This window comes from Clostridium sp. E02 (genome assembly GCF_003833015.1).
Lineage (GTDB): Bacteria > Bacillota > Clostridia > Lachnospirales > Lachnospiraceae > Lacrimispora.
The window spans coordinates 45942-68880 of the sequence record NZ_RJLQ01000017.1 but is presented as its reverse complement, the minus strand read 5'-3'; the positions used below and the strand labels follow the sequence as shown (position 1 = coordinate 68880).

Sequence of the window (22939 nt, the reverse complement as noted above, 5' to 3'; positions counted from 1 at the left end):
TATTTTTCAAGTATTTTAAAATAATTAAATAATTTTGAAAATAAGGTTGACATCCGTATGTTTTTATATTATACTACCTAACGTAATCGAGGCGTGGCTCAGTTTGGTAGAGCGCTGCGTTCGGGACGCAGAGGTCGCAAGTTCGAATCCTGTCGCCTCGATTTTGTATAGTTTGTATTATACTGGCCTATTGGTCAAGCGGTTAAGACACCGCCCTCTCACGGCGGAATCCCGAGTTCGATTCTCGGATAGGTCATATTAAGAAACCTTCAGGATAAAACCTGAGGTTTTTTTATTTTGTACAATCCCTCAATTTCTAAGATTCGATTAATTTTCACTATCCATAAAAGAAAATCTATGCTAAGATAAAAAAATCAACAAATTGACTGGCTAAACGACTGATTCTGTAAGATTGGACATGGGGGATTCATGGATTATATAACGCTAGAGGATATAAAAGATAAATTGGACTTTTTTTATAAAATGTATGATGTGGTACGTTTGGTTGACCCAGTACATAAAAAGGTGTTGGATTATCGGGAGTCTAGTTTTTCAGATAAGAACGAAATTTGTTACCATTATTGGGGAAACAATACAATTTGTGATAACTGCATATCTATGAGAAGCCATAAGGAAAATGAGTGTTTTGTTAAATTAGAAAGAAGACCAGATGCATTGCTTCTTGTAACAGCACTCCCTATAAAAAATACGGATCAGCCTATTGTATTAGAATTGTTAAAAAATGCAACGAATCATATGGATATTGGAGAAGGAAATTATAATGAGGGAGAATTGTTTTCTCATTTTGTGAAAGAACTCAATGATGTCATTGTAAAAGATCCGCTTACTTCCTTATATAACCGAAGATTTATTGACGAAAGATTACCGATTGAAATAATAGATGCAACGTTGACTCATATCCCGATATCCATCTGCTTTCTGGATTTGGATGAGTTTAAGTCGATTAATGATCTTTATGGACATGAAACTGGCGATCTAGTAATCAAGGCAGTGGGGAGGGTGATTAAACAGCATATCTCTGCGAATAGATCTTGGGCAGCTAGATATGGTGGAGATGAATTTATTATCTATCTTTATAATACCCATTGGAACGATGCGGATCATTTATTGCAGAGTATGAAGCAAGAGATTGAGAGTCTATCAGTCGGCGAGATTGGAGTGAAGTCCGGAGTTTCAATTTCTTATGGAATTGAAACCATGCATGAAATCCCTATGACAGCAGAAGAAATAATAAGGAATGCGGATGAAAAAATGTATCGTGTAAAAAAATCAAATTAAATTTGGATCATTGTATCCGATGTTATAGTATGGAAGGCAGGTCAATGAAAAAAGCCTGCCTTTTTCATATCTCAAATTGAAATTGTTAAGAACAGGGATTGTCTTTATAACACCAAAACCAGTCCACACAATTAAGACCCATTGCCTGGGAATCATTAATACGCTCTAACATCTGATCATATGTTTTTGGTGGCGGAACCATTGCAGGAGAGCCTGGCTCCCAGTTGGCAGGAGTTACCACACCGCACTGGTCTGTTGTTTGCATTGCAATCAATAGTCGTTTTATTTCACAAATATTCCTTCCGTTGGTTAATGGATACACAAGAATTGCGCGAATTCTTTGATCTGGATCGATGAAAAATACATTTCGCACAGTTTCTTGCTTGGCGACATCTGGAGCAATCATACCGTAGAGCTTCGCTACGTCGGCCATGCGGTCTGCAATAATTGGAAAAGGTATTTCGACACCTGTAAGGAGATAAATCTGATGAACCCATGCCAGATGAGATGGGTTGCTGTCAATGCTTAATCCGATTAGTTGTGTGTTTAATGATTCGAAATCATCGTTCGCCTGTGCAAAGGCAACAAATTCTGTGGTGCAAACAGGAGTAAAATCACCTGGGTGGGAAAATAAAATTACCCAGTGTCCTTTGTAATCAGACAGTTTCATAGGTCCAAAGGTTGTCATTGCAGTAAAATCGGGGGCTTTCATCCCTATACTAACATTCATAGTACTCCTTTGTTCTAACCTTGTTTGTGTTAGTATATGAAACAGAAAAGAGAAGGTTTCAAATAATATTAAAATAATCGAAAATAGAAGTAAATGTGTGAAGCAAGTAACGAGTCGGAGCAGGGGGTATCTAAACTATGCCGCATAAATGAGATATCTCGCATTATATTTAAAAGATAAGTTGACCGTTTTTTATAGCAGGGCTATATTTTATAAGTGGACTACGGAAACTTACTATTAATGATAACAATTATGGGATCATTCATTATGATTTTGAACCAGACAATGTCTTTTTTGATGAAAAAAGCGGTGATTTTAGTATCATTGATTTTGATGAAGCCATCAGATGTTGGTTCCCACTTGATATTCAACGTGCGATTGATGGACTGGACGATGTAATGGAAGAAGATATGATGAGTGAGGCGAAAGTAGCATTTCTTGAAGGGTATCGTAAAGTCTGTGTTTTTACAAAAGAGCAGGCTGACACATTACCATTAATGAAACGACTTGTGGGAATTCAGTCATTGAACAATAAAAAACCTCGTAAACACGAGGTTTTTAGTCAGCTCCCGGGGGGATTCGAACCCCCGACCTACGCATTACGAATGCGTTGCGCTACCAGCTGCGCTACGGAAGCAATCCTGTGATTTAGCAATACAGCCAAACCTTTGACAGTATAACAAAAAAACAACCAGAAATCAACCCTTTCTTGAAAAAAATATAAGAAAATGAAATTTATAGAAATTGATTTGGTTGGAGACGATTGCATATGTCTTTGACCTTTTAACGAATCGAATTGTTATTTACTTCCATACTGGCAAAATGATACAATAGGTTAAAACGTAAATGGATGGAGACAAGAAAAATGAAAAAAGACGAGTTGTTGAAACACATGGCCCCTTGTTCCTTACTGTGCTACACATGCAATGCCTATAAAGATGGTATCATATGTCAACGTTCAAAAGAGCTACTACACGATACCGAAGGGGTTTATGAATTTAATAGGAAACATTTTTCAACAGACGATCAGACGTATCTTCAACAATTAGAAAGCTTTCGTACAATACTAAAGCAGTATTGCAATGCACAATGTGATGGCTGTCGTGGGGAAGACCATAATGATTGTAGTATTAAGGATTGTTACATAAATGAATGTGTTGAGGACCATCATGTTGATTTTTGTGGGGAATGTTCTTGTTTCCCATGCAGCAATGTAAAGGAATTGTTTGAAGAAGAAGTATACCTGCAATGGCTAGAAGGAAACAATCAGATTAAAGAATTGGGGGCCAAACAGTACTATGAAATTAAGAAATCACAGTCACATTATCGTTCCTATATAAAATAAAGTGCAAAAAAAGAGGACAATCCAGATCATTCCGGAAGTCCTCTTTTTCCTTGTAAATAAAAGCTTTGAAGCAGATAACGGGAATCGGACCCGCCTCCTCAGCTTGGGAAGCTGATGTTCTACCAATGAACTATATCTGCGTATTTTTCAATACGTTTTGTATTATATCAAAGTTAGTAAAAAAACACAATAGTTTTTTATACAAAAAGGGGAAAAATTACCAGAAACTTGCCAAAAATGGATTATTCATTGTATAATATAAAACGATAATACAAGATGTGGAGGAATATCATGGCGAAAACGCAGTATAATGCGGATAGTATAACCGTATTGGAAGGCCTAGAGGCAGTACGAAAACGTCCAGGCATGTATATAGGGAGTGTTGGGACGAAAGGATTGAATCATTTGATTTATGAAATCGTTGATAATGCGGTGGACGAGCATTTAGCCGGTTATTGCAGTCAGATCTATGTAACACTGGAAGCAGATGGTTCCTGTACCGTTAAAGATACCGGTCGTGGAATACCAGTTGAAATGCATAAAAAAGGCGTATCTGCAGAACGAGTCGTTTTATCTACCCTTCATGCAGGGGGTAAATTTGACAACGATGCTTATAAAACAAGTGGTGGACTACATGGTGTTGGTTCTTCCGTTGTCAACGCACTATCGGCCCATATGATTATTAAAATTTATAAAAATGGTTTGATACATTATGATAAATACGAGCGAGGCATACCTGTTGTGGATTTAAAGGATGGCTTACTTCCTACGTTAGGAAAGACAAAAGAGACTGGAACCGAGATAAACTTCCTACCTGATTCAGAGATCTTTGAGAAGATACGTTTTAAAGCGGAATGGATAAAAAGCCGCCTTCATGAAACCGCATACTTAAATCCGGAACTTAAGATAAACTTTACGAATAAACGGACAGGTGAAGAAGAAACCATACTCTATCATGAACCACAAGGCATCATCGCTTATGTAAAAGAAATCAATACAGGCAAGGAGGCCGTTCATGATCCCATTTACTTTAAAGGTGTGATTGATAAAGTAGAAGTGGAAGCAGCCTTCCAATTTGTAGATACATTTGAAGAGAATATATTAGGGTTCTGTAACAATATTTTCACGCAGGAAGGTGGAACACATCTGGCGGGGTATAAGACACGCTTTACTCAGATGATTAACAGCTATGCCAGAGAGCTGGGGATTTTAAAAGACAAAGACACTAATTTTACAGGAGCAGATACAAGAAGTGGAATGACAGCTGTAATTGCGGTGAAACATCCGGATCCTATTTTTGAAGGACAAACCAAAACAAAATTAGCCAGTGCAGATGCCACCAAAGCTGTTTTTACGGTAGCTGGGGATGAACTCCAATTATATTTTGACCGTAATCTGGAAGTTTTAAAATCCGTAATCGGATGTGCGGAAAAGTCTGCAAAAATAAGGAAAGCAGAAGAAAAAGCGAAAACCAATATGCTTTCTAGATCCAAGTTTTCCTTTGACAGCAACGGCAAACTGGCTAACTGTGAAAGTCGAGATTCAGAGAAGTGTGAAATCTTTATCGTAGAAGGGGATTCCGCAGGTGGTTCTGCAAAGACGGCAAGAAATAGAAAGTATCAGGCTATTTTGCCCATTCGTGGAAAGATTCTCAATGTAGAAAAGGCTTCTATGGATAAGGTGCTGGCAAATGCAGAGATTAAGACAATGATCAATACCTTTGGCTGTGGTTTTTCGGAGGGCTATGGCAACGATTTTGATATTACAAAACTGCGTTATCATAAAATCATTCTTATGACGGATGCCGATGTGGATGGAAGCCATATCGACACCCTCCTTTTAACGTTTCTTTACCGTTTTATGTCAGATTTGATTTATAACGGGCATGTGTACATCGCGATGCCTCCCCTTTTTAAAGTGATTCCCAAAAGAGGAGAAGGAAAATATCTTTATGATGAAAAAGATCTGGATCGTTATCGTACAACCCACAAAGGAGATTTTACACTACAACGATACAAAGGTCTGGGTGAGATGGATGCGGAACAGTTATGGGAAACGACTTTAGATCCAGAGCGTCGTGTTTTAAAGCAGGTAGAGATTGAAGATGCCAGAATGGCATCAGAAATCACGGAAATGCTTATGGGAAGCGAAGTATCCCCTAGACGAAAGTTTATATACGAACACGCGGACGAAGCTGAGATAGATGCATAAGGAGAAGGAATATGGCAGAAAAAATCATTAAAACAGAATATTCTGAGGAGATGCAGAAAAGCTACATGAACTATTCCATGAGTGTCATCACAGCCAGAGCGATCCCAGATGCAAGAGATGGATTAAAACCAGTACAGCGGAGAGTTCTGTACGATATGAGTGAACTTAGATTAAACCATGATAAACCTCACCGGAAATCAGCTCGTATCGTTGGAGATACTATGGGTAAATATCATCCCCATGGAGACAGTTCCATATATGAGACGCTAGTTGTCATGTCTCAGTTGTTTAAAAAAGGAATGCCCTTAGTAAATGGTCATGGTAATTTTGGTTCCATCGAAGGTGATGGAGCGGCTGCTATGCGATATACAGAAGCAAGACTTGAGAAATTTGCAGAAGAAGTTTATCTAAAAGATTTAGATAAGACTGTAGATTTTGTACCCAATTACGATGAGACGGAGGAGGAGCCAGAGGTTCTGCCTGTCAGAGTTCCCAATCTATTAATCAATGGAGCGGAGGGGATTGCAGTAGGCATGAGTACCAGCATTCCGGCTCATAACTTAAGTGAGGTAATCGATGCAGTTCAGTCTTATATTGAGAACCCAGACCAATCAGTGGCTGAATTGATGGAGTATTTGCCAGGCCCAGATTTTCCTACAGGAGGGATCATAGCCAATAAAAGCGATTTGCAGGCAATCTATGAGTCTGGTACCGGCAAGATTAAACTTCGAGGCAAACTGGAAGTGGAACTTGGCAAGCGTAAAACAGATAAAGATAAATTAGTCATCACTGAGATTCCCTATACGATGATCGGAACTGGGATCAATAAATTCTTAATCGATGTAGCCGAACTGGTAGAAAGTAAAAAACTTTCTGATGTTGTTGATATCTCAAACCAGTCAAACAAAGACGGAATTCGGATTGTACTGGAACTAAAAAAAGATGCAGATGTAGAAAAAATCCGTAACATTCTTTATAAGAAAACAAGATTAGAGGATACCTATGGGGTAAATATGCTAGCCATATCGAACGGCAGACCTGAGACCCTTGATTTAAAAAGTATCCTAAAATATTACCTAGATTTTCAATACAAAAACGCAACTAAAAAATATCAAACACTTTTGGAAAAAGAATTAGAAAAGAAAGAAATCAAAGAAGGTTTGATCAAAGCCTGTGACATCATTGATTTGATTATTGCTGTATTGCGAGGATCTAAAAACTTAAAAGATGCCAAAGCATGTTTGATGACAGGTGATATTACTAATATTAACTTTCGCGTCCAAGGTTTGGAAGCGGATGCCAAGAAGCTGTGTTTTACAGAAAAACAGGCAAGTGCAATTCTTGAGATGCGTCTTTATAAATTAATTGGGTTGGAAATTCTTCAGTTGGAGAAAGAATATAAAGAAACAGTGGCGAAGATCAAAAAATATGAAACGATTTTGTCTGGTAGAAAAAATATGAACGTGGTTATTAAACAGGATTTAGATGAGATCAAAAAGGAATACGGAACACCTAGAAGGACTCTGATCGAAGATGGAAAAGAAGCGGTTTATGATGAAAATGCAGTTGCAATCGCTGAGGTTAGTTTTGTTATGGATCGGTTTGGTTATTGTAAGATTCTAGATAAAAACACGTATGAAAGAAATAAGGAAACCATTGAAACGGAGAATCCATATGTGGTAAACTGTTTAAATACCGACAAAATATGTATTTTCACCAATGCTGGAAATCTTCATCAGATTAAGATACTAGATATTCCAGGTGGAAAACTAAGAGATAAAGGAACTCCTGTAGAGAATTTGTGCAAATTCGATGGAACAAAAGAAGAGATAATTTACTTATCCTATGCGCAAGGATTAAAAGGTCATCAATTCCTGTTTGCAACCAAGCAGGCGCTTGTAAAGCTGGTTTCAGGAGACGAATTTGAGACCAATAATCGTTTGGTGTCTGCCACAAAACTTCAAGAAGAGGATTGCTTGATTGACATTCAGCCGTTTGACGGGCAGTCTGACATCGTACTTCAAACATCCACGGGAGTGTTTTTGCGTTTTCCGACCGATGAAATAACTGTAATGAAAAAGAATGCAAGAGGAGTTAGAGGAATAAAATTGTCCCAGGGAGAAGAACTTGAAGCTGTTTATCTATTAGGGACAGATCCGGTTATTCGATATAAAGAAAAAGAAGTACATTTAAACCGGTTGAAAATAAATAAGCGAGATGGCAAAGGAAGTAAAGTTCGTCTCTAGATCTTTGCTGCGACATACATTCTCAAAAAAAGTACGCAACACACGGACAAATGTATTTTTCACGCGAATAAATATTGATTTTTCTTTGACTTTGTTATAGGATAATTAAGAATTCCACATAGGATAGTATTATAAAATAATAGAAATGAGGAGATAGCGATGGAAAAAAAGTTACGAGTTGGCGTATTAGGAGCAACCGGTATGGTGGGGCAGAGATTTATTTCCCTGTTAGAGATGCATCCTTGGTATAAAGTTGTAACAGTGGCAGCCAGCCCCCGTTCTGCAGGAAAAACATACAAAGAAGCAGTGGGAAATCGCTGGAAGATGACGACTCCCATGCCCGAAGCAGTAAAAGATCTGATCGTTATGAATGTCAATGAGGTGGAAAAAGTAGCTTCCAGTGTTGATTTTGTATTCAGTGCCGTAGATATGACGAAAGATGAAATACGTGAAATCGAAGAAGCTTATGCCAAGGCGGAGATACCCGTTGTCTCAAATAATAGTGCCCACCGCTGGACAAAGGATGTACCTATGGTGGTTCCTGAGATTAATCCTGAGCATTTTCAGATCATTAAAGATCAGAGAACACGTTTGGGAACTCAGAGTGGGTTTATTGCAGTCAAACCAAACTGTTCCATTCAAAGCTATGCTCCAGTTCTATTTGCGTGGAAGGAATTTGAACCATATGAAGTCGTTGTTACCACGTATCAGGCAATTTCCGGAGCAGGGAAAACCTTTCAGGATTGGCCTGAGATGGACGGTAATATCATCCCATATATTGGAGGAGAAGAAGAAAAGAGTGAACAAGAGCCTCTTCGCCTGTTGGGGACGATAGAGAATGGGGAGATCATAAAAGCCAGCGAACCGTTAATCACCTGTCAGTGCATCCGGGTACCAGTATTAAATGGTCATACAGCAGCCGTTTTTGTGAAGTTTCGGAAAAAGCCAACCAAAGAACAACTAATTGAGCGTTTGGTTCACTTTAAAGGGTTACCGCAGGAACTTAAACTGCCAAGTGCTCCAGAACAGTTTATACAGTACTTAGAAGAAGATAACCGTCCTCAGGTGGCTTTGGATGTGGATTTTGAGCATGGTATGGGTGTTTCCGTTGGCCGATTAAGAGAAGATACCGTTTATGATTATAAATTCGTAGGACTCTCGCATAATACAGTTCGCGGGGCAGCCGGTGGCGCTGTGCTTTGTGCTGAACTTTTGACCGCTCAGGGGTATATTAAATCCAGGGATTAAGAACTATGGATTTTTATAAAATAGGGATATTGGAGGAAATAACATGGCTTACAAAAAAGAACTATGGGGGAATATGCCCGATGGCAGAGAGGTGTATCTGTATACACTGGTAAACGAAAATGGAGTATCTGCTACGTTCTCAAATTTAGGTGCAGTTTGGGTAACGATGAAAGTGCCAGACAAGAGTGAAAAGGAAGTGGATGTTGTATTAGGGTATGACTCTGTTTCTGACTATCTTTTAAATCCACCACATTTTGGCGCGCCCATCGGAAGAAATGCTAACCGGATTGCGGATGCAAGATTTAATTTGGCTGGAAAAGAGTATAAACTCGCGGCCAATGATGGGAACAACAATTTACATAGCGGAACGGATCTCTATCATGATCGCTTATGGGACAGCCAAGCGGAGGAGGAAGAACTGGGAACCAGTGTGATCTTTTCACTCTTCTCACCAGATGGAGATCAGGGATTTCCCGGAAATGCAAACATCACCATTACCTATACTCTGACCCCTGATAATAGTATTAATATTTCCTATCACATGGTGTGTGATCAGGATACAGTAGCCAATTTCACGAATCATAGCTATTTTAATCTGTCTGGACAAGGTTCTGGATGTGCCATGAATCAACGAGTCTGGCTGGATGCAGACAATTATACCAGAGCGGATGAGCATTCCATTCCAACTGGCGAGTATACTCCAGTGAAGGGAACTCCTATGGATTTTACTGTGATGAAACCCATAGATCAGGATATAGACAAAGAATACGAAGCATTGATTTATGGAAAAGGTTATGATCATAACTGGGTATTAAACAATCAGTCTGGAGATGTTTCCTTGTGTGCGGCAGCAGAATCGGATGAGACTGGAATCCGTATGGAAGTTTATACGGATTTACCAGGAATGCAGTTCTATACAGCCAATTTCCTTCCAAAGGGTATGGTTGGTAAAGAGGGGGCCATATATGATAGACGTACTTGCTATTGTTTTGAAACCCAATATTATCCCAACGCAGTGAATGAACCAAAGTTCCCCTCTCCGTTATTAAAGGCTGGAGACGAATACCAAACAACAACAATTTATAAATTTTCACTTTAAATACGAGTAATAAAAAATAGCGGAATGGATACAGGGACGCAGATGCGCCCCTGTACTTTTATGAAAGGACTTATAAAAATACGTATGAAAACAGAGAATGAAAGCAGGATTAAGATTTTATCTGTAATTGCCCTGATTACGACTGCCGCAATATGGGGCAGTGCCTTTGCTGTAATGAAAAATTCAGTTGCTATTATACCTCCGACTTATTTATTGGCATTGCGTTTTACCATAGCAACGGCTGGATTAATTCTGGCTTTTTCAAAACATGTGAAAACAATAGGAAAATCTGACTTGATTTGCGGTAGTATTTTAGGGTTCTTTCTATTTATTAGTTATTTTTTTCAAACATATGGACTTGCCTATACAACTGCAAGTAAAAATGCGTTTATAACCACACTGTATGTAATTCTTGTTCCCTATCTCCATTGGATATTAAATAAGAAGAAACCAAGTAACAGTCAAATAAAAGCAGCTGTTATTGCAGTTGCCGGACTTGCGCTGCTTTCCCTTGAGAGGGATTTATCTGTGAACATAGGAGATTTTCTGACCTTGATTTGTGGTGCTTTTTTTGCATGTCACATTGTATTTATTGATCGGTATACCGTGGATCATGATCCGGTTAAATTAACAGTCATACAGATGGCGGTAGCTTCAATTCTTAGCTGGATAGTGGCACCGGTACTAGAAGGGAAATTAGATGTTACTGTGATCACAGGATCTACTTTAATTGGTCTTTTATATCTAGGGATTTTTAGCACAATGATCTCTTATCTATTACAGAATGTGGGACAAAAAAATCTAAGCCCCAATACTTCTTCCATTATCCTGTCGTTTGAGGCAGTGTTTGGCCTTATATTTTCTGTTTTGATTCTGGGAGAAGTGGTAACATTAAAAATTGCTGCTGGCTGTATCTTGATGTTTTTATCGGTATTATTAACGGAGTATAAAAGAAAGAATAGGTCAAAAACAGATCCTTCAAATTAAATCTTTCCACGTTGTAATGATTTTGTAAGTAAATTGTTTTTCCTTGTAACATTGATATTCAAAATTATCAATGATATAATGAATTAATTGGTGTCTTTTGGCGAGTCATTATAAATAATTGCTATTCAAAGGCATTAATGGTATAATAAATCGGTTACTATCACAAAGCAGTAGGGAGTTATATGTCTAAATCGTTATACATTACAGAAAAACCAAGTGTGGCTCAGGAATTTGCGAATGCGTTGAAACTTGGGACAAAACGCAGCAATGGATACATAGAATCAGAACAGGTTATTATAACTTGGTGTGTAGGACATCTGGTTACTATGAGTTATCCGGAACGTTATGATCCAAAATTCAAACGATGGAGCCTCTCCACTTTGCCGTTTCTTCCAAAGGAATTTATGTATGAAGTAATTCCCAATGCGGCAAAACAATTTGAGATTGTAAAAAGTCTGCTAAATCGCTCTGACGTGAATATCATTTATGTCTGCACTGACTCTGGGCGGGAGGGAGAATATATATACCGTCTGGTTGCCCAGATGGCAGATGTAAAAGGGAAAGAACAAAAAAGAGTTTGGATTGATTCTCAGACAGAGGAAGAAATACTAAGAGGGATCCGGGAGGCAAAAGATGAATCCGAATATGATAATCTTTCCGCTTCTGCATACCTAAGAGCAAAAGAAGACTATTTAATGGGAATTAATTTTTCCCGATTGCTCACACTAAGGTATGGACAAAATATTTCTAATTATTTAAGAACAGGGAAAAACACAGTCATATCAGTTGGACGTGTTATGACTTGTGTTATGGGGATGGTGGTTCGCAGAGAACGAGAGATAAGGGACTTTGTTAAGACACCATTTTACCGGGTAGTTGGAACGTTTGCCAGAGAAGAACTGGATTTTGATGCAGAATGGAAGAGCGCGCCTAGTTCTAGATATTTTCAATCTCCGTTTCTATATAAAGAAAACGGATTTAAAGAAAAAAAATATGCTCAGGAATTGATTGAGAATCTTTCTAAGATGGAACCGATGGAAGCAACTATTGTATCGATGGAAAAGAAGAAAGAGACCAAGAATCCACCATTGCTTTATAATCTAGCTGAACTTCAAAATGACTGCTCTAAGATGTTTAAGATTAGTCCTGATGAGACCTTAAAGGTGGTTCAGGGGCTTTATGAAAAGAAGATGGTTACCTATCCAAGAACGGATGCCAGAGTTTTGTCTACTGCCGTTTCCAAAGAAATTCATAAAAATTTAAACGGGTTAAAGGGATTTGAACCGTTAAAATCAGCTGTCAATGAAGCGTTGGAGATGGGGTCATATAAGAATATCCAGAAAACCAGATATGTCAATGATAAGCAGATTACGGACCATTATGCCATTATCCCAACCGGTCAGGGGTTATCTTCTGTTCGTACTTTGTCTCCGATTGGTGCCAAGATCTATGAAGTGATTGTAAGGAGATTCTTAAGTATCTTTTTCCCTCCGGCTATTTATCAAAAATATGCGTTGGAACTGGAAGCTGAGAAAGAACACTTCTATGCGAACTATCGGGTAATGAAAGATGCTGGGTATCTAAAGGTGGCAGATGTTAACGGTGGAAGAAAAAAATCAGATAATAGCAGTGGAGAATCCGGGCAAAGAGATGAATCCGATGAGAATCATTCTGAGACATCTCAGAATCAGACCGACCAGCCGGCATTTCTTGCTATGCTCAGTTCATTAAAAAAAGGGATGCAGATCCCTTTGAAGAAACTAATTATCAAGGAAGGGGAAACGTCTCCTCCCAAACGTTATACTTCCGGTTCCATGATTCTTGCCATGGAGAATGCTGGACAGCTGATTGAGGATGAAGAACTACGTGCTCAGATAAAAGGAAGCGGAATTGGTACCAGTGCAACCAGGGCTGAAATATTAAAAAAACTGTTTCATATTAAGTATTTATCCCTTAATACAAAGACACAGGTGATTATGCCTGCGATATTGGGAGAGATGATATATGACGTTGTGAATACTTCCATTAAGCAGCTTTTAAACCCTGAACTGACAGCAAGTTGGGAAAAAGGATTAACCTATGTAGCGGAAGGATCTATAACCTCAGAAGAGTATATGCAAAAATTAGAGAATTTTGTTGCCGGACGCACCGCTTGGGTGTTGAGGCTTAATAATCACTATGACCTTCGTAGTGCTTTTGACGCTGTGGCAGCTAATTATAAAAAACAAAAATAGGAGATTTAACATGAAAAAAGAAGATATGAAAAACCAGGACTTATTTGACACAAACCATACGATTGCTAAATTATTATTTGAACAGACCACATACCCATGGGAGATTTTGCCTAAAATCAGTGAATTTATCGTATCCCTTGGAGAACGTTTGCCAAAAGGTGAATATGTACATGTTGGGAAAGCAGTGTGGATTCATAAGTCCATTAACCTTCCGCCCACAGCTTGTCTTGGAGAGAATGTAATTATTGGCAAGGGTGCGCAGATCCGCCATTGTGCTTTTTTAAGAGGTAATGTAATTATTGGAGAAGGTGCTGTTATTGGGAACTCTTCTGAGATTAAGAATTCCATTCTTTTTGATGGGGTTCAGGTTCCCCATTTTAATTATGTAGGAGATTCTATTTTGGGATATAAGTCTCATATGGGGGCATCATCCATTGCATCCAACGTAAAGACAGACAAATCCACAGTTTCCGTACATGCAGAAGATGGTAATATTGATACAGAGTTGAAAAAATTTGGAGCAATTATTGGAGACTATGCAGAAATTGGATGTGGAGCTGTATTAAATCCAGGTACTGTAATTGGACCAAAATCGAATATTTATCCCCTTTCATGCGTTAGAACCTGTGTAGATGCCAATTCGATCTATAAGAATCAGGGCGAAGTAATTGAAAAGAATATTACTGAAGCTTAAGGATATTAAAACATGAACGATAAGACAAAGACCAACGCAGGTAATGGCAAGTTTGGTTCTAGACTAGGTTTTATTTTGGCTTCCGTGGGGTCAGCAGTCGGAATGGGAAACATCTGGATGTTTCCTTACCGGCTGGGTCAATACGGTGGCGCTGCTTTTTTGGTGCTGTATTTTGGATTTGTGTTTTTATTTGGAATGGTTGGGCTCTCAGGTGAATTTGCCTTTGGGCGACTGACTGGTACAGGGCCAGTCGGATCTTATGATTATGCAATGAAAAGCCGTGGGAAAAAAGGAGGCTCTTATTTAGGAGTTATCCCTCTTTTGGGTTCCGTTGGTATAGCCATAGGATATGCGGTTATTGTCGGCTGGATTCTTAGATATCTAAGCGGTTCCATAACTGGAATTATGTTTCAAAGTGACACAGCAGAATACTTTTCACAGGCAACGGGACCATTTGGAAGTATTGTCTGGCATCTAATTGTAGTACTGATTACAATGCTCGTGTTGACCGGAGGCGTATTAAAAGGGATAGAAAAGGTCAATCGAATTATGATGCCGGCTTTTTTTGTTCTGTTCATTATGATTGCGGTTCGTGTGTTTTTTTTAGAAGGCGCATTTGCAGGATATGAATATTTACTCATTCCCAGATGGGGATTTTTATTAAAACCTGAGACTTGGGTGATGGCAATGGGACAGGCGTTTTTTTCCTTGTCGATCACGGGCTCAGGAATGGTTATTTATGGGAGTTATCTAGATGAGAAAGAGGACATACCAAAAGTTGCTATGACTACGGCACTTCTTGATACCTTTGCCGCATTGCTAGCTGGGTTTGCGATTATACCCGCTGTCTTTGCTTTTCACATGGATCCAGCTAGTGGGCCGCCTCTTATGTTTATAACGCTTCCTAAAGTATTTGCAAAGATACCGGCTGGAAGACTTGTGGCAATGTTGTTTTTCCTTTCTGTTTTATTTGCAGGAGTCACTTCACTGGTTAATATGTTTGAGGTTTGTTCTGAAGCCATTCAGACTCATTTTCATCTTTCCCGTAAAAAGGCTATACTTATCGTTGGTGCGGTGGTCTTTCTCATCGGAAGCTTTATTGAATATGAGCCGAATTTAGGTGTTTGGATGGACTTGATTACCGTTTACGTGGTTCCCTTTGGTGCGGTTCTGTGTTCCATTATGATTTACTGGGTATTAAAAGACGGTAAAATTATGGAAGAGTTGCGCAAAGGAAGAGAGAAACCATTGGGATCTTTGTTTCTGTTTTTCGCAAAATATATTTATGTATTTCTGGCAGCTATGGTATTTATACTTAGTATTCTTTATAAAGGAATTGGGTAGGAAAAAGCCCTGCATACGGAAGTGAATCTTTCGTATGCAGGGCTTTTTTTATTTCGTACCAAAGATACGATCGCCGGCGTCTCCTAGACCTGGGCAGATATAAGCGTTTTCATTTAATCCACGATCTAGATGTCCAACATAGATTTGAATGTCTGGATGCGCTTCATGTAGCTTCTTTAAGCCTTCTGGAGCTGCGATGATAGCCATGAGCTTGATGTGTTTGCCGCCGTATTGCTTAATAAAATCCACAGCAGCAACAGCAGAACCGCCGGTTGCTATCATAGGATCTGTAACGACAATCGTTCTCTGATCAATAGGGTTTGGCAGCTTACAATAGTATTCATGTGGTTCATGTGTTTTTTCATCTCTGTATAAACCGATATGACCTACTTTTGCAGAGGGTACAAGTGCCAGAATCCCGTTTACCATTCCAAGACCTGCTCTAAGAATTGGTACAATTGCCATTTTTTTCCCAGCAATCATAGGCGTCATACAAGTTTCAATCGGGGTTTTTACCTCCACATCTTGTAATGGGAGATCTCTTAACGCTTCAAACCCCATTAACATAGCGATTTCTTCAATCAAAGCGCGGAACTCATTGGTTCCTGTGTTCTGATCTCTTAAAATTGATATTTTGTGCTGAATTAGTGGGTGGGTAAAAACTGTTATATTGTTTGATGAAAAATCCATAATTGTATTATTCCTTTCTTTATTCTCTAACGGTATCAGAAGTCTCAGGCAGGATCAGGTTCATAAAGACCCCAATTACAACTGCGATGAAAAGCCCTGAAATGTTTAAAGTTATTGAGCCAATGGTTAAATTCAATCCTCCAAGTTGGGCAAATCCCAGTCCAAATACCAGAATAAGACCGACGATCGTTAAGTTTCTGCTGTGGGTAAAATCCAGATTGGATTCGGCAAGAGAACGGATTCCAACTGCTGCAATCATACCAAAAAGCATAATCTCCACGCCCCCTTTTACTGGGCCTGGAATGGTTTGGAGAACCGCCCCTACTTTTCCCAAAAATCCAAGCAGGATAGCAAAAACTGCAGTTAGTCGAAGCAATCTTGGATTATAATTCTTCGTTGTTGCAAGAACTCCCGTATTCTCAGAATAGGTAGTATTTGCTGGGGCTCCTAAAAATCCTGCAAATAAGGTTGCAAGTCCATCGCCCATCAAAGTACGGTGGAGACCCGGATCTTTTAAAAAATCTTTTCCTACTACGGTTCCGTTGGTGGTGACATCCCCAATGTGTTCCATAAAAGTAACGCAGGCAATGGGGGCAATGGATAAAATAGCTCCCAAACGGAACGTCGGAACAGACATAAAAGGTACGCCATTTAGGTCTGTTGTTACAAATGGAATATTAATCCATGCAGCGGATGTGATGGCAGAATAATCCATCGTAAATAAGCCAGCAGTACCTAAAATAATGCACAGTAGGTATCCTGCGGCAATCCCAATTAAAATCGGAACTAGTTTGAAAAAACCATGGGCAAAGATGGAGCAGAGAATTACGACAAATAAAGTAAATATTGCAATTGCTAAATTCAGTGCAATCTCGTTGGTTAATCCATCTGCCAGGCTTAAATTTCCGGTGGCATCATTGATGGCAGTGCTTGCAAGATTGATACCAATCACTACAATTACAGGACCCGTAACCACGGGAGGAAAGATCTTTTTGATTTTGTCTGCGCCGATGAAGAAAGCAATCAGAGCAAAAAGCAGATAGATCAGACCGGCAAAAATAATTCCACCCTGTACTAAAGATACGTTTTCAGGGATCACGGTACCTTCCGGCCGGGTAATAGAAGCAATCGCCGCCAGGAAAGCAAAGGATGATCCAAGAAATACAGGAACCTTAAATTTAGTACAGCAGTGGAATATTAATGTGCCAACACCAGCAGATAATAATGCCAGGGATGGATTGAGACCTGTCAGTAAGGGGACCAGTACCGTTGCGCCGAACATGGCAAACAGGTGCTGGATGCTGAGCAGATAGTCTCGGGTTGTCAATTTTGCGTTGTTACTCATTCTTCTACCCCGTTTCTTTTTATTTTCCGTCCTATTTTATCAGAGAAAGGGATAAATGGCAACTATTTTTGTTATTTTGTCTCCGGAGAATATGAAATCACTGCAAAATCCCCTAAAGCATGAGGGACAGAGATCGACACAATAATGCTTCCTTTGTCCTCATAACTAAAGGATTCCGGAAAAAGAGAGAGATCTGAGTCGGAAGTAGAAGCATTCGTGAAATCGGCTTTTTGAAGAATACGGGTAAGAGTTTCTTTGTTTGTTTCCTGCAAGTAAGACTTTAAAGCTTCTTCAATTTCAGGTGTGGCAGAAAGAAACTGATAATCCCCAGACAAAATAGCTTCCACAACTACCTTTGGATCCACATAATCATTGAGTCTTAAGTTTTTAACAGAGGAAAAGTCGACTGAGTTCGTAAAATAAATGTTGTTGGGATACGCGGCTTCTTTTGCATAATAGAGACCTTGATACACCGCAGTAATTCGGTTCCTGTCTATGGAGATCACATCACAATTAATGGATAAATTGTCTTTATCCGGGTCAACCTCATAGGCGTTCATTATATAAAGGGCATTTGTTCTTAACTGTTCGTTGATGCGTTCTTCTATGTCCGGATAATCGGTGTTAGAAATTTCAGGGTATTGAATGGTGACATTTCCCTCTTTATAGGTTCTCAGTATGGAAGATGCCCTCTTTGCAGCGGGTTGTTCATCTGCATTGTCTGTGCTTGTTTGACTTTCTTTTCCCTGTTCTTTCTCTGTTGTAATGGTTACTGGTTTCGTATTACTTGATTCCTTTGACATCGTTTCCATAGGAACTGATGCTGGGCTTTGCGCTTTCTTGGTCTCCACATAATTGTGATTGCCACAACCACTAAGCAAAAGGCCAACACCGATCATAACTGTAAGTAAATTCTGTTTGTATTTCGTTTTAATCACTCCTTTCTCTCTTTCGTAAAGTCTGTATCAGTATACCATATTTTTTAATAATATACCTTAAGATTATTGTATTTTTCAGGAAAGAATCTATTATCAAATAAATATTTGATAAAAAATTGATATATTCGTATGAAACTAAGCAAAAAGAATGGAACATAAAATCGGGGGAATAATATGCTAAATCTTGCTATTTGCGATAACAATAAAAAAGATTCTAAAAAAATAGAAACAATAATTAAAAATTATATGGAAAAAAAACGAATTACATATGAAATTTTCCAATTCCAGTCAGGTGAAATATTGTTGCAATTTCATGGAAATTTAGATGCGATTTTTCTTGATATCGCTATGGAAGGGATGAATGGAATTCAGGCAGGAAAAAAGCTACATGAATGGAATCGTAACATTAAGATTATTTATACCACCAGCTATCAACAATATGCCTTGCAGGCTATGAATAATGTACATGCGTTTGCCTATTTAGAAAAACCAGTTCGGAAAAGTAAAGCAGAACAACAACTAGATGAAATCATCAGATACGTCAAGGAAGAACATGAGAATATGGAAATAATAAAATTTGAAATTATAGAGATTACGAGAGATGGAAGATTGGATTACAAAATAAAAAGTTTTGAAATCAATGATATCTATTATTTTGAGTATATAAACAGAAAGATTAAAATCAAATTAAGAAATGAAGAATATTTCTTTGTAGATAAGATGAAATACGTTTCAACTAAGATGCAGCCATACAATTTTGAAGTTTGTCATCAAAATTTTTTGGTTAATTTAATACATATTAAAAAAATCAAGGGATACGAAGTTTATTTAAATAACAACGAAAAACTGCCGGTTTCACAGAAAAAATCAGCGGAATTTAGGAAAAAATTAAATACATTTATACAAAGGAGTATATAAAAAGATGGGAGATACGTTTATTTTTATCTTGGGAATCATGATTTCTTGTTTGATTAACAGCCTTATATTGTTTCAATTTATTGAAGAAAAAGGGGAGAGAATCTATTATAACCGGTTGCCTTATATACTGATCCGGCTCGTGGCTTATTTGGTTATTGTGAGCATCAATTTATTAAATTATCCAGTGATTAATGTAATAAGCTGGGTTGTATTGTTTACTGTAATTAATCTATTCTTTTATAACAATGGGAATACAAAAACTCTTTATCGTTTTTTTGAAATACCTGTATTAATTTTAATATTGACCTTATGCGAAACCGTTGGGGTCATGATTCTGGGAATTTTACTGGAAAAATTACAGATTTATCACATTAAGAATATTGTAGCAATGAGCATTGAAATCACATTTTCTAAACTAGTTGTATTGTTTTTTTATTATTTGATTATCTCGAAGCTTTGGAGGGATGAATTTATTACAAAAATACAATTAGGAATCGAAATTATAATTATTTTGTTTAGTATTGTAAATTTAACTGTAATTATGTCTGTTCTTTCTAAAATCAGTACCCCGACAGAATACATTCTTTTGCTTATTAACATGGCATTTATGTTGCTTGCGGATCTGTATTTTTTATACATTGCAAGATTTGCAGAAAAATACAATCAGTTAAAGATAAAATTAAGACTTTTGGAACAGCAATCGTTGCTTCAATACGAATATTATGAGGGTCAGGAAGAAAAATACAACGAATCCATAAAGATCCTCCATGACGTAAACAAACATCTAAATATGATTAAGAATATGTATGAGGCAAGGGAAGATGATCTTGCCATTGGTTATACGCAGAAAATTAGTCAGATGCTCCTCCCTCTGGCACTGGAAGATTATACCAACAATCCGATTTTAAATGTATTGTTAAATGATAAAAAAAGGATTGCTAAATTACATGGTATTAAATTTGATTTGGAGATTGGTACCGTTAATCTTAGCTTTATGGAGCCAATCGAGGTGACTACCATATTTGGTAATTTATTGGATAATGCAATAGAAGCTTGTGATCAGGTTCCAGATGACCGATCCATTGTATTTAAATTGGATCAATACAATGAAATTATTGTTGTTAATCTAATAAACAGTACGTTACCGATAAAAAAATGGAACCATGGCAAACCAATTTCTGAAAAAAGAAAAAATCATGGAATTGGGTTATTAAACGTAGAAAATGTAATCAAAAAATACAATGGTAGTATGGTTTTGGAAGAGGAGAGTAAGAAATTCAGTTGCAAAATTATATTCAATCAGTAATACACAGGAGCCCTTTTTTCTGTCAGTTATACAGAAAAACTGTAAGATATAAATAAAACATTGTAAAATAAATAACAAGGTGAGAAGATGCATCTGTAAACAATAAATAGATACATAAACAATAAGAAAGGATGATCAATAATGAAAAAAGAAATCAAACAGTTTTCGCTCAAATTAGCTTCAAAAGTAATCAGAGATTCAGCAGTTAAAGAGGCCAATTCCTCTTGTTTCTTCATTGGCTATCAGCCAAAACTACCAGAAGATGTTATGAAATTAAATAAACGCGAACACTTACTTTGACGATGGACTCATGGTTTAAATGAGAGGAGTGAATTTCATGAAAAAGATAGCTTTGGTAAGTCCTTTAAGGACTGCACTTGGTTCCTTTAATGGGACATTATCATCTATAAGTGCTGCGGATATGGCATCAACAGTCATAAAAGCTTGCATGGAGCAAAGTAATTTGGAACGTACAAAAATCGATGCGGTATATCTAGGGAATGTTCTTCAGGCAGGTTCAGGTCAGAATTCAGCCAGACAGGCAGCTTTAAAAGCAGGGTTACCACAGGAGGTACCTGCTTCCACCATTAACACAGTCTGTGGTTCTGGATTGCACACAGTTGCTTTGGCTTATGAGTCCCTTTTGGCAGAACAGAGAGAAGTTGTTTTGGCCGGAGGAATGGAAAACATGTCAAGTGCTCCCTATCTTCTTAAAAAAGCAAGAAACGGATACCGCTTGGGAAATGGAGAACTAGTAGACAGTCTGGTTATGGATGGGCTTACCTGCTCATTGAATCATTACCACATGGGAATCACAGCAGAAAATGTTGCAGAGAAATATAATATTTCCAGACGTGATCAGGATGAACTTGCATACGAAAGCAATCGAAGGGCGGCAGAAGCAATTAATAAAAAAGTGTTTGAAAGCCAGATTGTCCCTGTAACAGTAAAAAAGAAAAAAGAAGAAATCATTTTTTCAGAGGATGAACACGTTAGATCTGATTCCACGATAGAAAAATTATCCAAATTAAAAACTGTATTTAAGCCCGATGGTACAGTGACTGCAGGAAATGCCTCACCCATTAGTGATGGTGCCGCTGCTATGTTGGTTGTTACGGAACATAAGTGCAAAGAATATGAATTAAAACCGTGTGCTTACATAAAAGGCTACTCACTAGTTGGAGTTGATCCCGCCTATATGGGGATGGGACCGTTAAAGGCAGTTTCTACACTTCTAAAAAAAATGGATCTCTCTCTGAGTGATATTGATCTCTTTGAAATAAATGAAGCGTTTGCTTCCCAGGCACTGGCTGTAAGCAAGGAGCTAGGAATTGATTCGAATAAATTAAATGTCAATGGAGGTGCCATAGCACTTGGGCATCCAGTGGGTGCAAGTGGAGCTAGAATTCTAGTAACACTGATTCATGAGATGGTGAGAACAAACAAGCGTTACGGAGTAGCTTCCCTTTGCATTGGAGGCGGAATGGGAATTGCCATGTTGGTTGAGAATGCATTGGTTTAATTCCTGAAAGCAAAAGAAAGGAGATTCTGTATGAATCAAGAAGAGATTCTTTCGTTATATTGTATGCCTGCTTCTAGTCCAAGCTATGGCCGTCCGCCATGCCGGTTTATCAACCGGGAGTTCTTTACCATTACCTATGAATCGGATCCGGCTGCCATTCAAAGAGCAGTCCCGGAACCATTAAAACCAGATGGAAGCAATACGGTTTTGTATGAATATATTAAAATGCCAGATTCCTCCGGTTTAGGCTGTTATGAAGAAAGTGGTATTGTAATTCCTTGTATGTTTGAAGGGGAACCCTGCAATTTCACGGCACAGATGTACTTAGACAATGGACCCGCCATTCTTGGTGGACGAGAGATTTGGGGATTTCCAAAGAAATGGGGGAAACCCAGTCTTAAAGTCGAGGACACGGAAACATTAACTGGTACATTATATTATAATAATATTCTTGTATCCATGGGAACCATGCCATTTAAATATAATAGATTTGATGAAAAATCCATAGCCCGCACCATAGCCAAAACTCAGGTTAATTTAAAAATAATTCCGGATGTGGACGGGAAACCTAAGATTGCTCAGCTTGTAGCCTACAACCTGGAGGATATTAAAGTGAAAGGTTCCTGGTCAGGACCGGCCAGATTAAGTCTGACCCCTCATGTCAATGCTCCGGTAGCAGACTTACCAGTTAAAACTTGTATGGCTGGAAAACACTTTATTGCTGATTTGACATTACCATATGCAAGGGTATTGCATGACTATTTAAATTAGTACGGAGGAGGC

19 protein-coding genes and 4 tRNA genes are annotated in these 22939 nt (G+C 38.2%); 17 read left to right on the top strand and 6 right to left on the bottom strand.

The genetic code is table 11. The features are described 5' to 3' along the window. The first annotated feature begins 87 nt into the window (after positions 1–87). From EFT72_RS13720 to EFT72_RS13710, 3 genes are all read left to right on the top strand, one after another. Positions 88–161: transfer RNA gene (locus EFT72_RS13720), tRNA-Pro, on the top strand. A gap of 23 nt (positions 162–184) precedes the next feature. After that, positions 185–256 (top strand) — tRNA-Glu (locus tag EFT72_RS13715). A gap of 173 nt (positions 257–429) precedes the next feature. Continuing rightward, entirely contained in the window at positions 430–1299 is an 870-nt protein-coding gene (locus tag EFT72_RS13710) for a GGDEF domain-containing protein (RefSeq protein WP_124067485.1), read from the top strand. Between the two features lie 85 nt (positions 1300–1384). Here the strand turns inward: EFT72_RS13710 and EFT72_RS13705 are convergent, their stop codons facing one another. Both EFT72_RS13705 and EFT72_RS13700 read right to left on the bottom strand, forming a co-directional pair. Beyond that, a complete protein-coding gene (locus tag EFT72_RS13705) occupies positions 1385–2029 on the bottom strand; it encodes a peroxiredoxin (protein WP_124067484.1) in 645 nt (214 codons plus the stop codon). 564 nt (positions 2030–2593) lie between these two features. Continuing rightward, positions 2594–2666 (bottom strand) — tRNA-Thr (locus tag EFT72_RS13700). Positions 2667–2894: 228 nt separating this feature from the next. Here EFT72_RS13700 and EFT72_RS13695 point away from each other — a divergent pair. Next, positions 2895–3374 carry a DUF3795 domain-containing protein gene (locus EFT72_RS13695; protein WP_164473162.1) on the top strand — a complete coding sequence of 160 codons (480 nt, stop codon included), beginning with the start codon at positions 2895–2897 and terminating at the stop codon, positions 3372–3374. 69 nt (positions 3375–3443) lie between these two features. On the opposite strand, the gene EFT72_RS13690 is transcribed toward EFT72_RS13695, so the two are convergent. Next, a tRNA-Gly gene (locus EFT72_RS13690) sits at positions 3444–3514 on the bottom strand. A 151-nt stretch (positions 3515–3665) separates the two neighbouring features. Between EFT72_RS13690 and EFT72_RS13685 the strand changes: the two genes are divergently transcribed. The 8 genes from EFT72_RS13685 (at position 3666) to EFT72_RS13650 (ending at position 15437) form a co-directional block, all read left to right on the top strand. Beyond that, positions 3666–5585 (top strand): DNA gyrase subunit B, encoded by a 1920-nt coding sequence (locus EFT72_RS13685; protein ID WP_124067482.1) that lies wholly within the window; start codon positions 3666–3668, stop codon positions 5583–5585. An 11-nt stretch (positions 5586–5596) separates the two neighbouring features. Next, positions 5597–7831 (top strand): DNA topoisomerase (ATP-hydrolyzing), encoded by a 2235-nt coding sequence (locus tag EFT72_RS13680; protein WP_124067481.1) that lies wholly within the window; start codon positions 5597–5599, stop codon positions 7829–7831. Between the two features lie 159 nt (positions 7832–7990). Next, the gene (asd, locus tag EFT72_RS13675) at positions 7991–9079 is read left to right on the top strand and encodes an aspartate-semialdehyde dehydrogenase (protein ID WP_124067480.1); all 1089 of its coding nucleotides are present in this window, start codon (positions 7991–7993) and stop codon (positions 9077–9079) included. A 43-nt stretch (positions 9080–9122) separates the two neighbouring features. Next, the gene (locus EFT72_RS13670) at positions 9123–10178 is read left to right on the top strand and encodes an aldose epimerase family protein (RefSeq protein ID WP_124067479.1); all 1056 of its coding nucleotides are present in this window, start codon (positions 9123–9125) and stop codon (positions 10176–10178) included. Positions 10179–10262: 84 nt separating this feature from the next. Further along, the gene (locus EFT72_RS13665) at positions 10263–11165 is read left to right on the top strand and encodes a DMT family transporter (RefSeq protein ID WP_124067478.1); all 903 of its coding nucleotides are present in this window, start codon (positions 10263–10265) and stop codon (positions 11163–11165) included. Positions 11166–11347: 182 nt separating this feature from the next. Then, complete coding sequence (locus EFT72_RS13660; RefSeq protein ID WP_124067477.1) at positions 11348–13399, top strand: DNA topoisomerase; 2052 nt, start codon at positions 11348–11350, stop codon at positions 13397–13399. A 10-nt stretch (positions 13400–13409) separates the two neighbouring features. Beyond that, positions 13410–14093, top strand: a complete 684-nt coding sequence (locus EFT72_RS13655) for a UDP-N-acetylglucosamine pyrophosphorylase (protein WP_124067476.1) — start codon at positions 13410–13412, stop codon at positions 14091–14093. 12 nt (positions 14094–14105) lie between these two features. Continuing rightward, positions 14106–15437 (top strand): sodium-dependent transporter, encoded by a 1332-nt coding sequence (locus EFT72_RS13650; RefSeq protein ID WP_124067475.1) that lies wholly within the window; start codon positions 14106–14108, stop codon positions 15435–15437. 48 nt (positions 15438–15485) lie between these two features. Here the strand turns inward: EFT72_RS13650 and upp are convergent, their stop codons facing one another. From upp to EFT72_RS13635, 3 genes are all read right to left on the bottom strand, one after another. Next, entirely contained in the window at positions 15486–16127 is a 642-nt protein-coding gene (gene upp, locus EFT72_RS13645; protein WP_124067474.1) for a uracil phosphoribosyltransferase, read from the bottom strand. Positions 16128–16146: 19 nt separating this feature from the next. Continuing rightward, positions 16147–17472 (bottom strand): uracil-xanthine permease family protein, encoded by a 1326-nt coding sequence (locus tag EFT72_RS13640; protein ID WP_124067473.1) that lies wholly within the window; start codon positions 17470–17472, stop codon positions 16147–16149. Between the two features lie 71 nt (positions 17473–17543). Then, positions 17544–18410, bottom strand: coding sequence for a hypothetical protein (locus tag EFT72_RS13635; RefSeq protein WP_124067472.1), 867 nt, complete (start codon positions 18408–18410; stop codon positions 17544–17546). 174 nt (positions 18411–18584) lie between these two features. On the opposite strand from EFT72_RS13635, the gene EFT72_RS13630 reads away from it, so the two are divergent. The 5 genes from EFT72_RS13630 to EFT72_RS13610 all read left to right on the top strand — a co-directional run bounded on the left by EFT72_RS13630 (position 18585) and on the right by EFT72_RS13610 (position 22927). Further along, a complete protein-coding gene (locus EFT72_RS13630; RefSeq protein ID WP_124067471.1) occupies positions 18585–19328 on the top strand; it encodes a LytTR family DNA-binding domain-containing protein in 744 nt (247 codons plus the stop codon). 4 nt (positions 19329–19332) lie between these two features. Then, the gene (locus EFT72_RS13625; RefSeq protein WP_124067470.1) at positions 19333–20634 is read left to right on the top strand and encodes a sensor histidine kinase; all 1302 of its coding nucleotides are present in this window, start codon (positions 19333–19335) and stop codon (positions 20632–20634) included. Between the two features lie 141 nt (positions 20635–20775). Next, positions 20776–20934, top strand: a complete 159-nt coding sequence (locus tag EFT72_RS13620) for a cyclic lactone autoinducer peptide (RefSeq protein ID WP_124067469.1) — start codon at positions 20776–20778, stop codon at positions 20932–20934. Between the two features lie 37 nt (positions 20935–20971). After that, the gene (locus EFT72_RS13615; RefSeq protein WP_124067468.1) at positions 20972–22156 is read left to right on the top strand and encodes an acetyl-CoA C-acetyltransferase; all 1185 of its coding nucleotides are present in this window, start codon (positions 20972–20974) and stop codon (positions 22154–22156) included. Positions 22157–22186: 30 nt separating this feature from the next. After that, a complete protein-coding gene (locus EFT72_RS13610) occupies positions 22187–22927 on the top strand; it encodes an acetoacetate decarboxylase (RefSeq protein ID WP_124067467.1) in 741 nt (246 codons plus the stop codon). Positions 22928–22939 lie beyond the last annotated feature (12 nt).

What these genes read in the sequence shown, in the direction of transcription:
- EFT72_RS13670 (WP_124067479.1), top strand. Translation starts at nt 9,123, where the DNA reads ATGGCTTACAAAAAAGAACTATGGGGGAATATGCCCGATGGCAGAGAG.
- EFT72_RS13650 (WP_124067475.1), top strand. Translation starts at nt 14,106, where the DNA reads ATGAACGATAAGACAAAGACCAACGCAGGTAATGGCAAGTTTGGTTCT.
- EFT72_RS13710 (WP_124067485.1), top strand. Translation starts at nt 430, where the DNA reads ATGGATTATATAACGCTAGAGGATATAAAAGATAAATTGGACTTTTTT.
- EFT72_RS13640 (WP_124067473.1), bottom strand. Translation starts at nt 17,472, where the DNA reads ATGAGTAACAACGCAAAATTGACAACCCGAGACTATCTGCTCAGCATC.
- EFT72_RS13620 (WP_124067469.1), top strand. Translation starts at nt 20,776, where the DNA reads ATGAAAAAAGAAATCAAACAGTTTTCGCTCAAATTAGCTTCAAAAGTA.
- asd (WP_124067480.1), top strand. Translation starts at nt 7,991, where the DNA reads ATGGAAAAAAAGTTACGAGTTGGCGTATTAGGAGCAACCGGTATGGTG.
- EFT72_RS13695 (WP_164473162.1), top strand. Translation starts at nt 2,895, where the DNA reads ATGAAAAAAGACGAGTTGTTGAAACACATGGCCCCTTGTTCCTTACTG.
- EFT72_RS13625 (WP_124067470.1), top strand. Translation starts at nt 19,333, where the DNA reads ATGGGAGATACGTTTATTTTTATCTTGGGAATCATGATTTCTTGTTTG.
- EFT72_RS13685 (WP_124067482.1), top strand. Translation starts at nt 3,666, where the DNA reads ATGGCGAAAACGCAGTATAATGCGGATAGTATAACCGTATTGGAAGGC.
- EFT72_RS13610 (WP_124067467.1), top strand. Translation starts at nt 22,187, where the DNA reads ATGAATCAAGAAGAGATTCTTTCGTTATATTGTATGCCTGCTTCTAGT.
- EFT72_RS13680 (WP_124067481.1), top strand. Translation starts at nt 5,597, where the DNA reads ATGGCAGAAAAAATCATTAAAACAGAATATTCTGAGGAGATGCAGAAA.
- upp (WP_124067474.1), bottom strand. Translation starts at nt 16,127, where the DNA reads ATGGATTTTTCATCAAACAATATAACAGTTTTTACCCACCCACTAATT.
- EFT72_RS13615 (WP_124067468.1), top strand. Translation starts at nt 20,972, where the DNA reads ATGAAAAAGATAGCTTTGGTAAGTCCTTTAAGGACTGCACTTGGTTCC.
- EFT72_RS13665 (WP_124067478.1), top strand. Translation starts at nt 10,263, where the DNA reads ATGAAAACAGAGAATGAAAGCAGGATTAAGATTTTATCTGTAATTGCC.
- EFT72_RS13705 (WP_124067484.1), bottom strand. Translation starts at nt 2,029, where the DNA reads ATGAATGTTAGTATAGGGATGAAAGCCCCCGATTTTACTGCAATGACA.
- EFT72_RS13630 (WP_124067471.1), top strand. Translation starts at nt 18,585, where the DNA reads ATGCTAAATCTTGCTATTTGCGATAACAATAAAAAAGATTCTAAAAAA.
- EFT72_RS13660 (WP_124067477.1), top strand. Translation starts at nt 11,348, where the DNA reads ATGTCTAAATCGTTATACATTACAGAAAAACCAAGTGTGGCTCAGGAA.
- EFT72_RS13655 (WP_124067476.1), top strand. Translation starts at nt 13,410, where the DNA reads ATGAAAAAAGAAGATATGAAAAACCAGGACTTATTTGACACAAACCAT.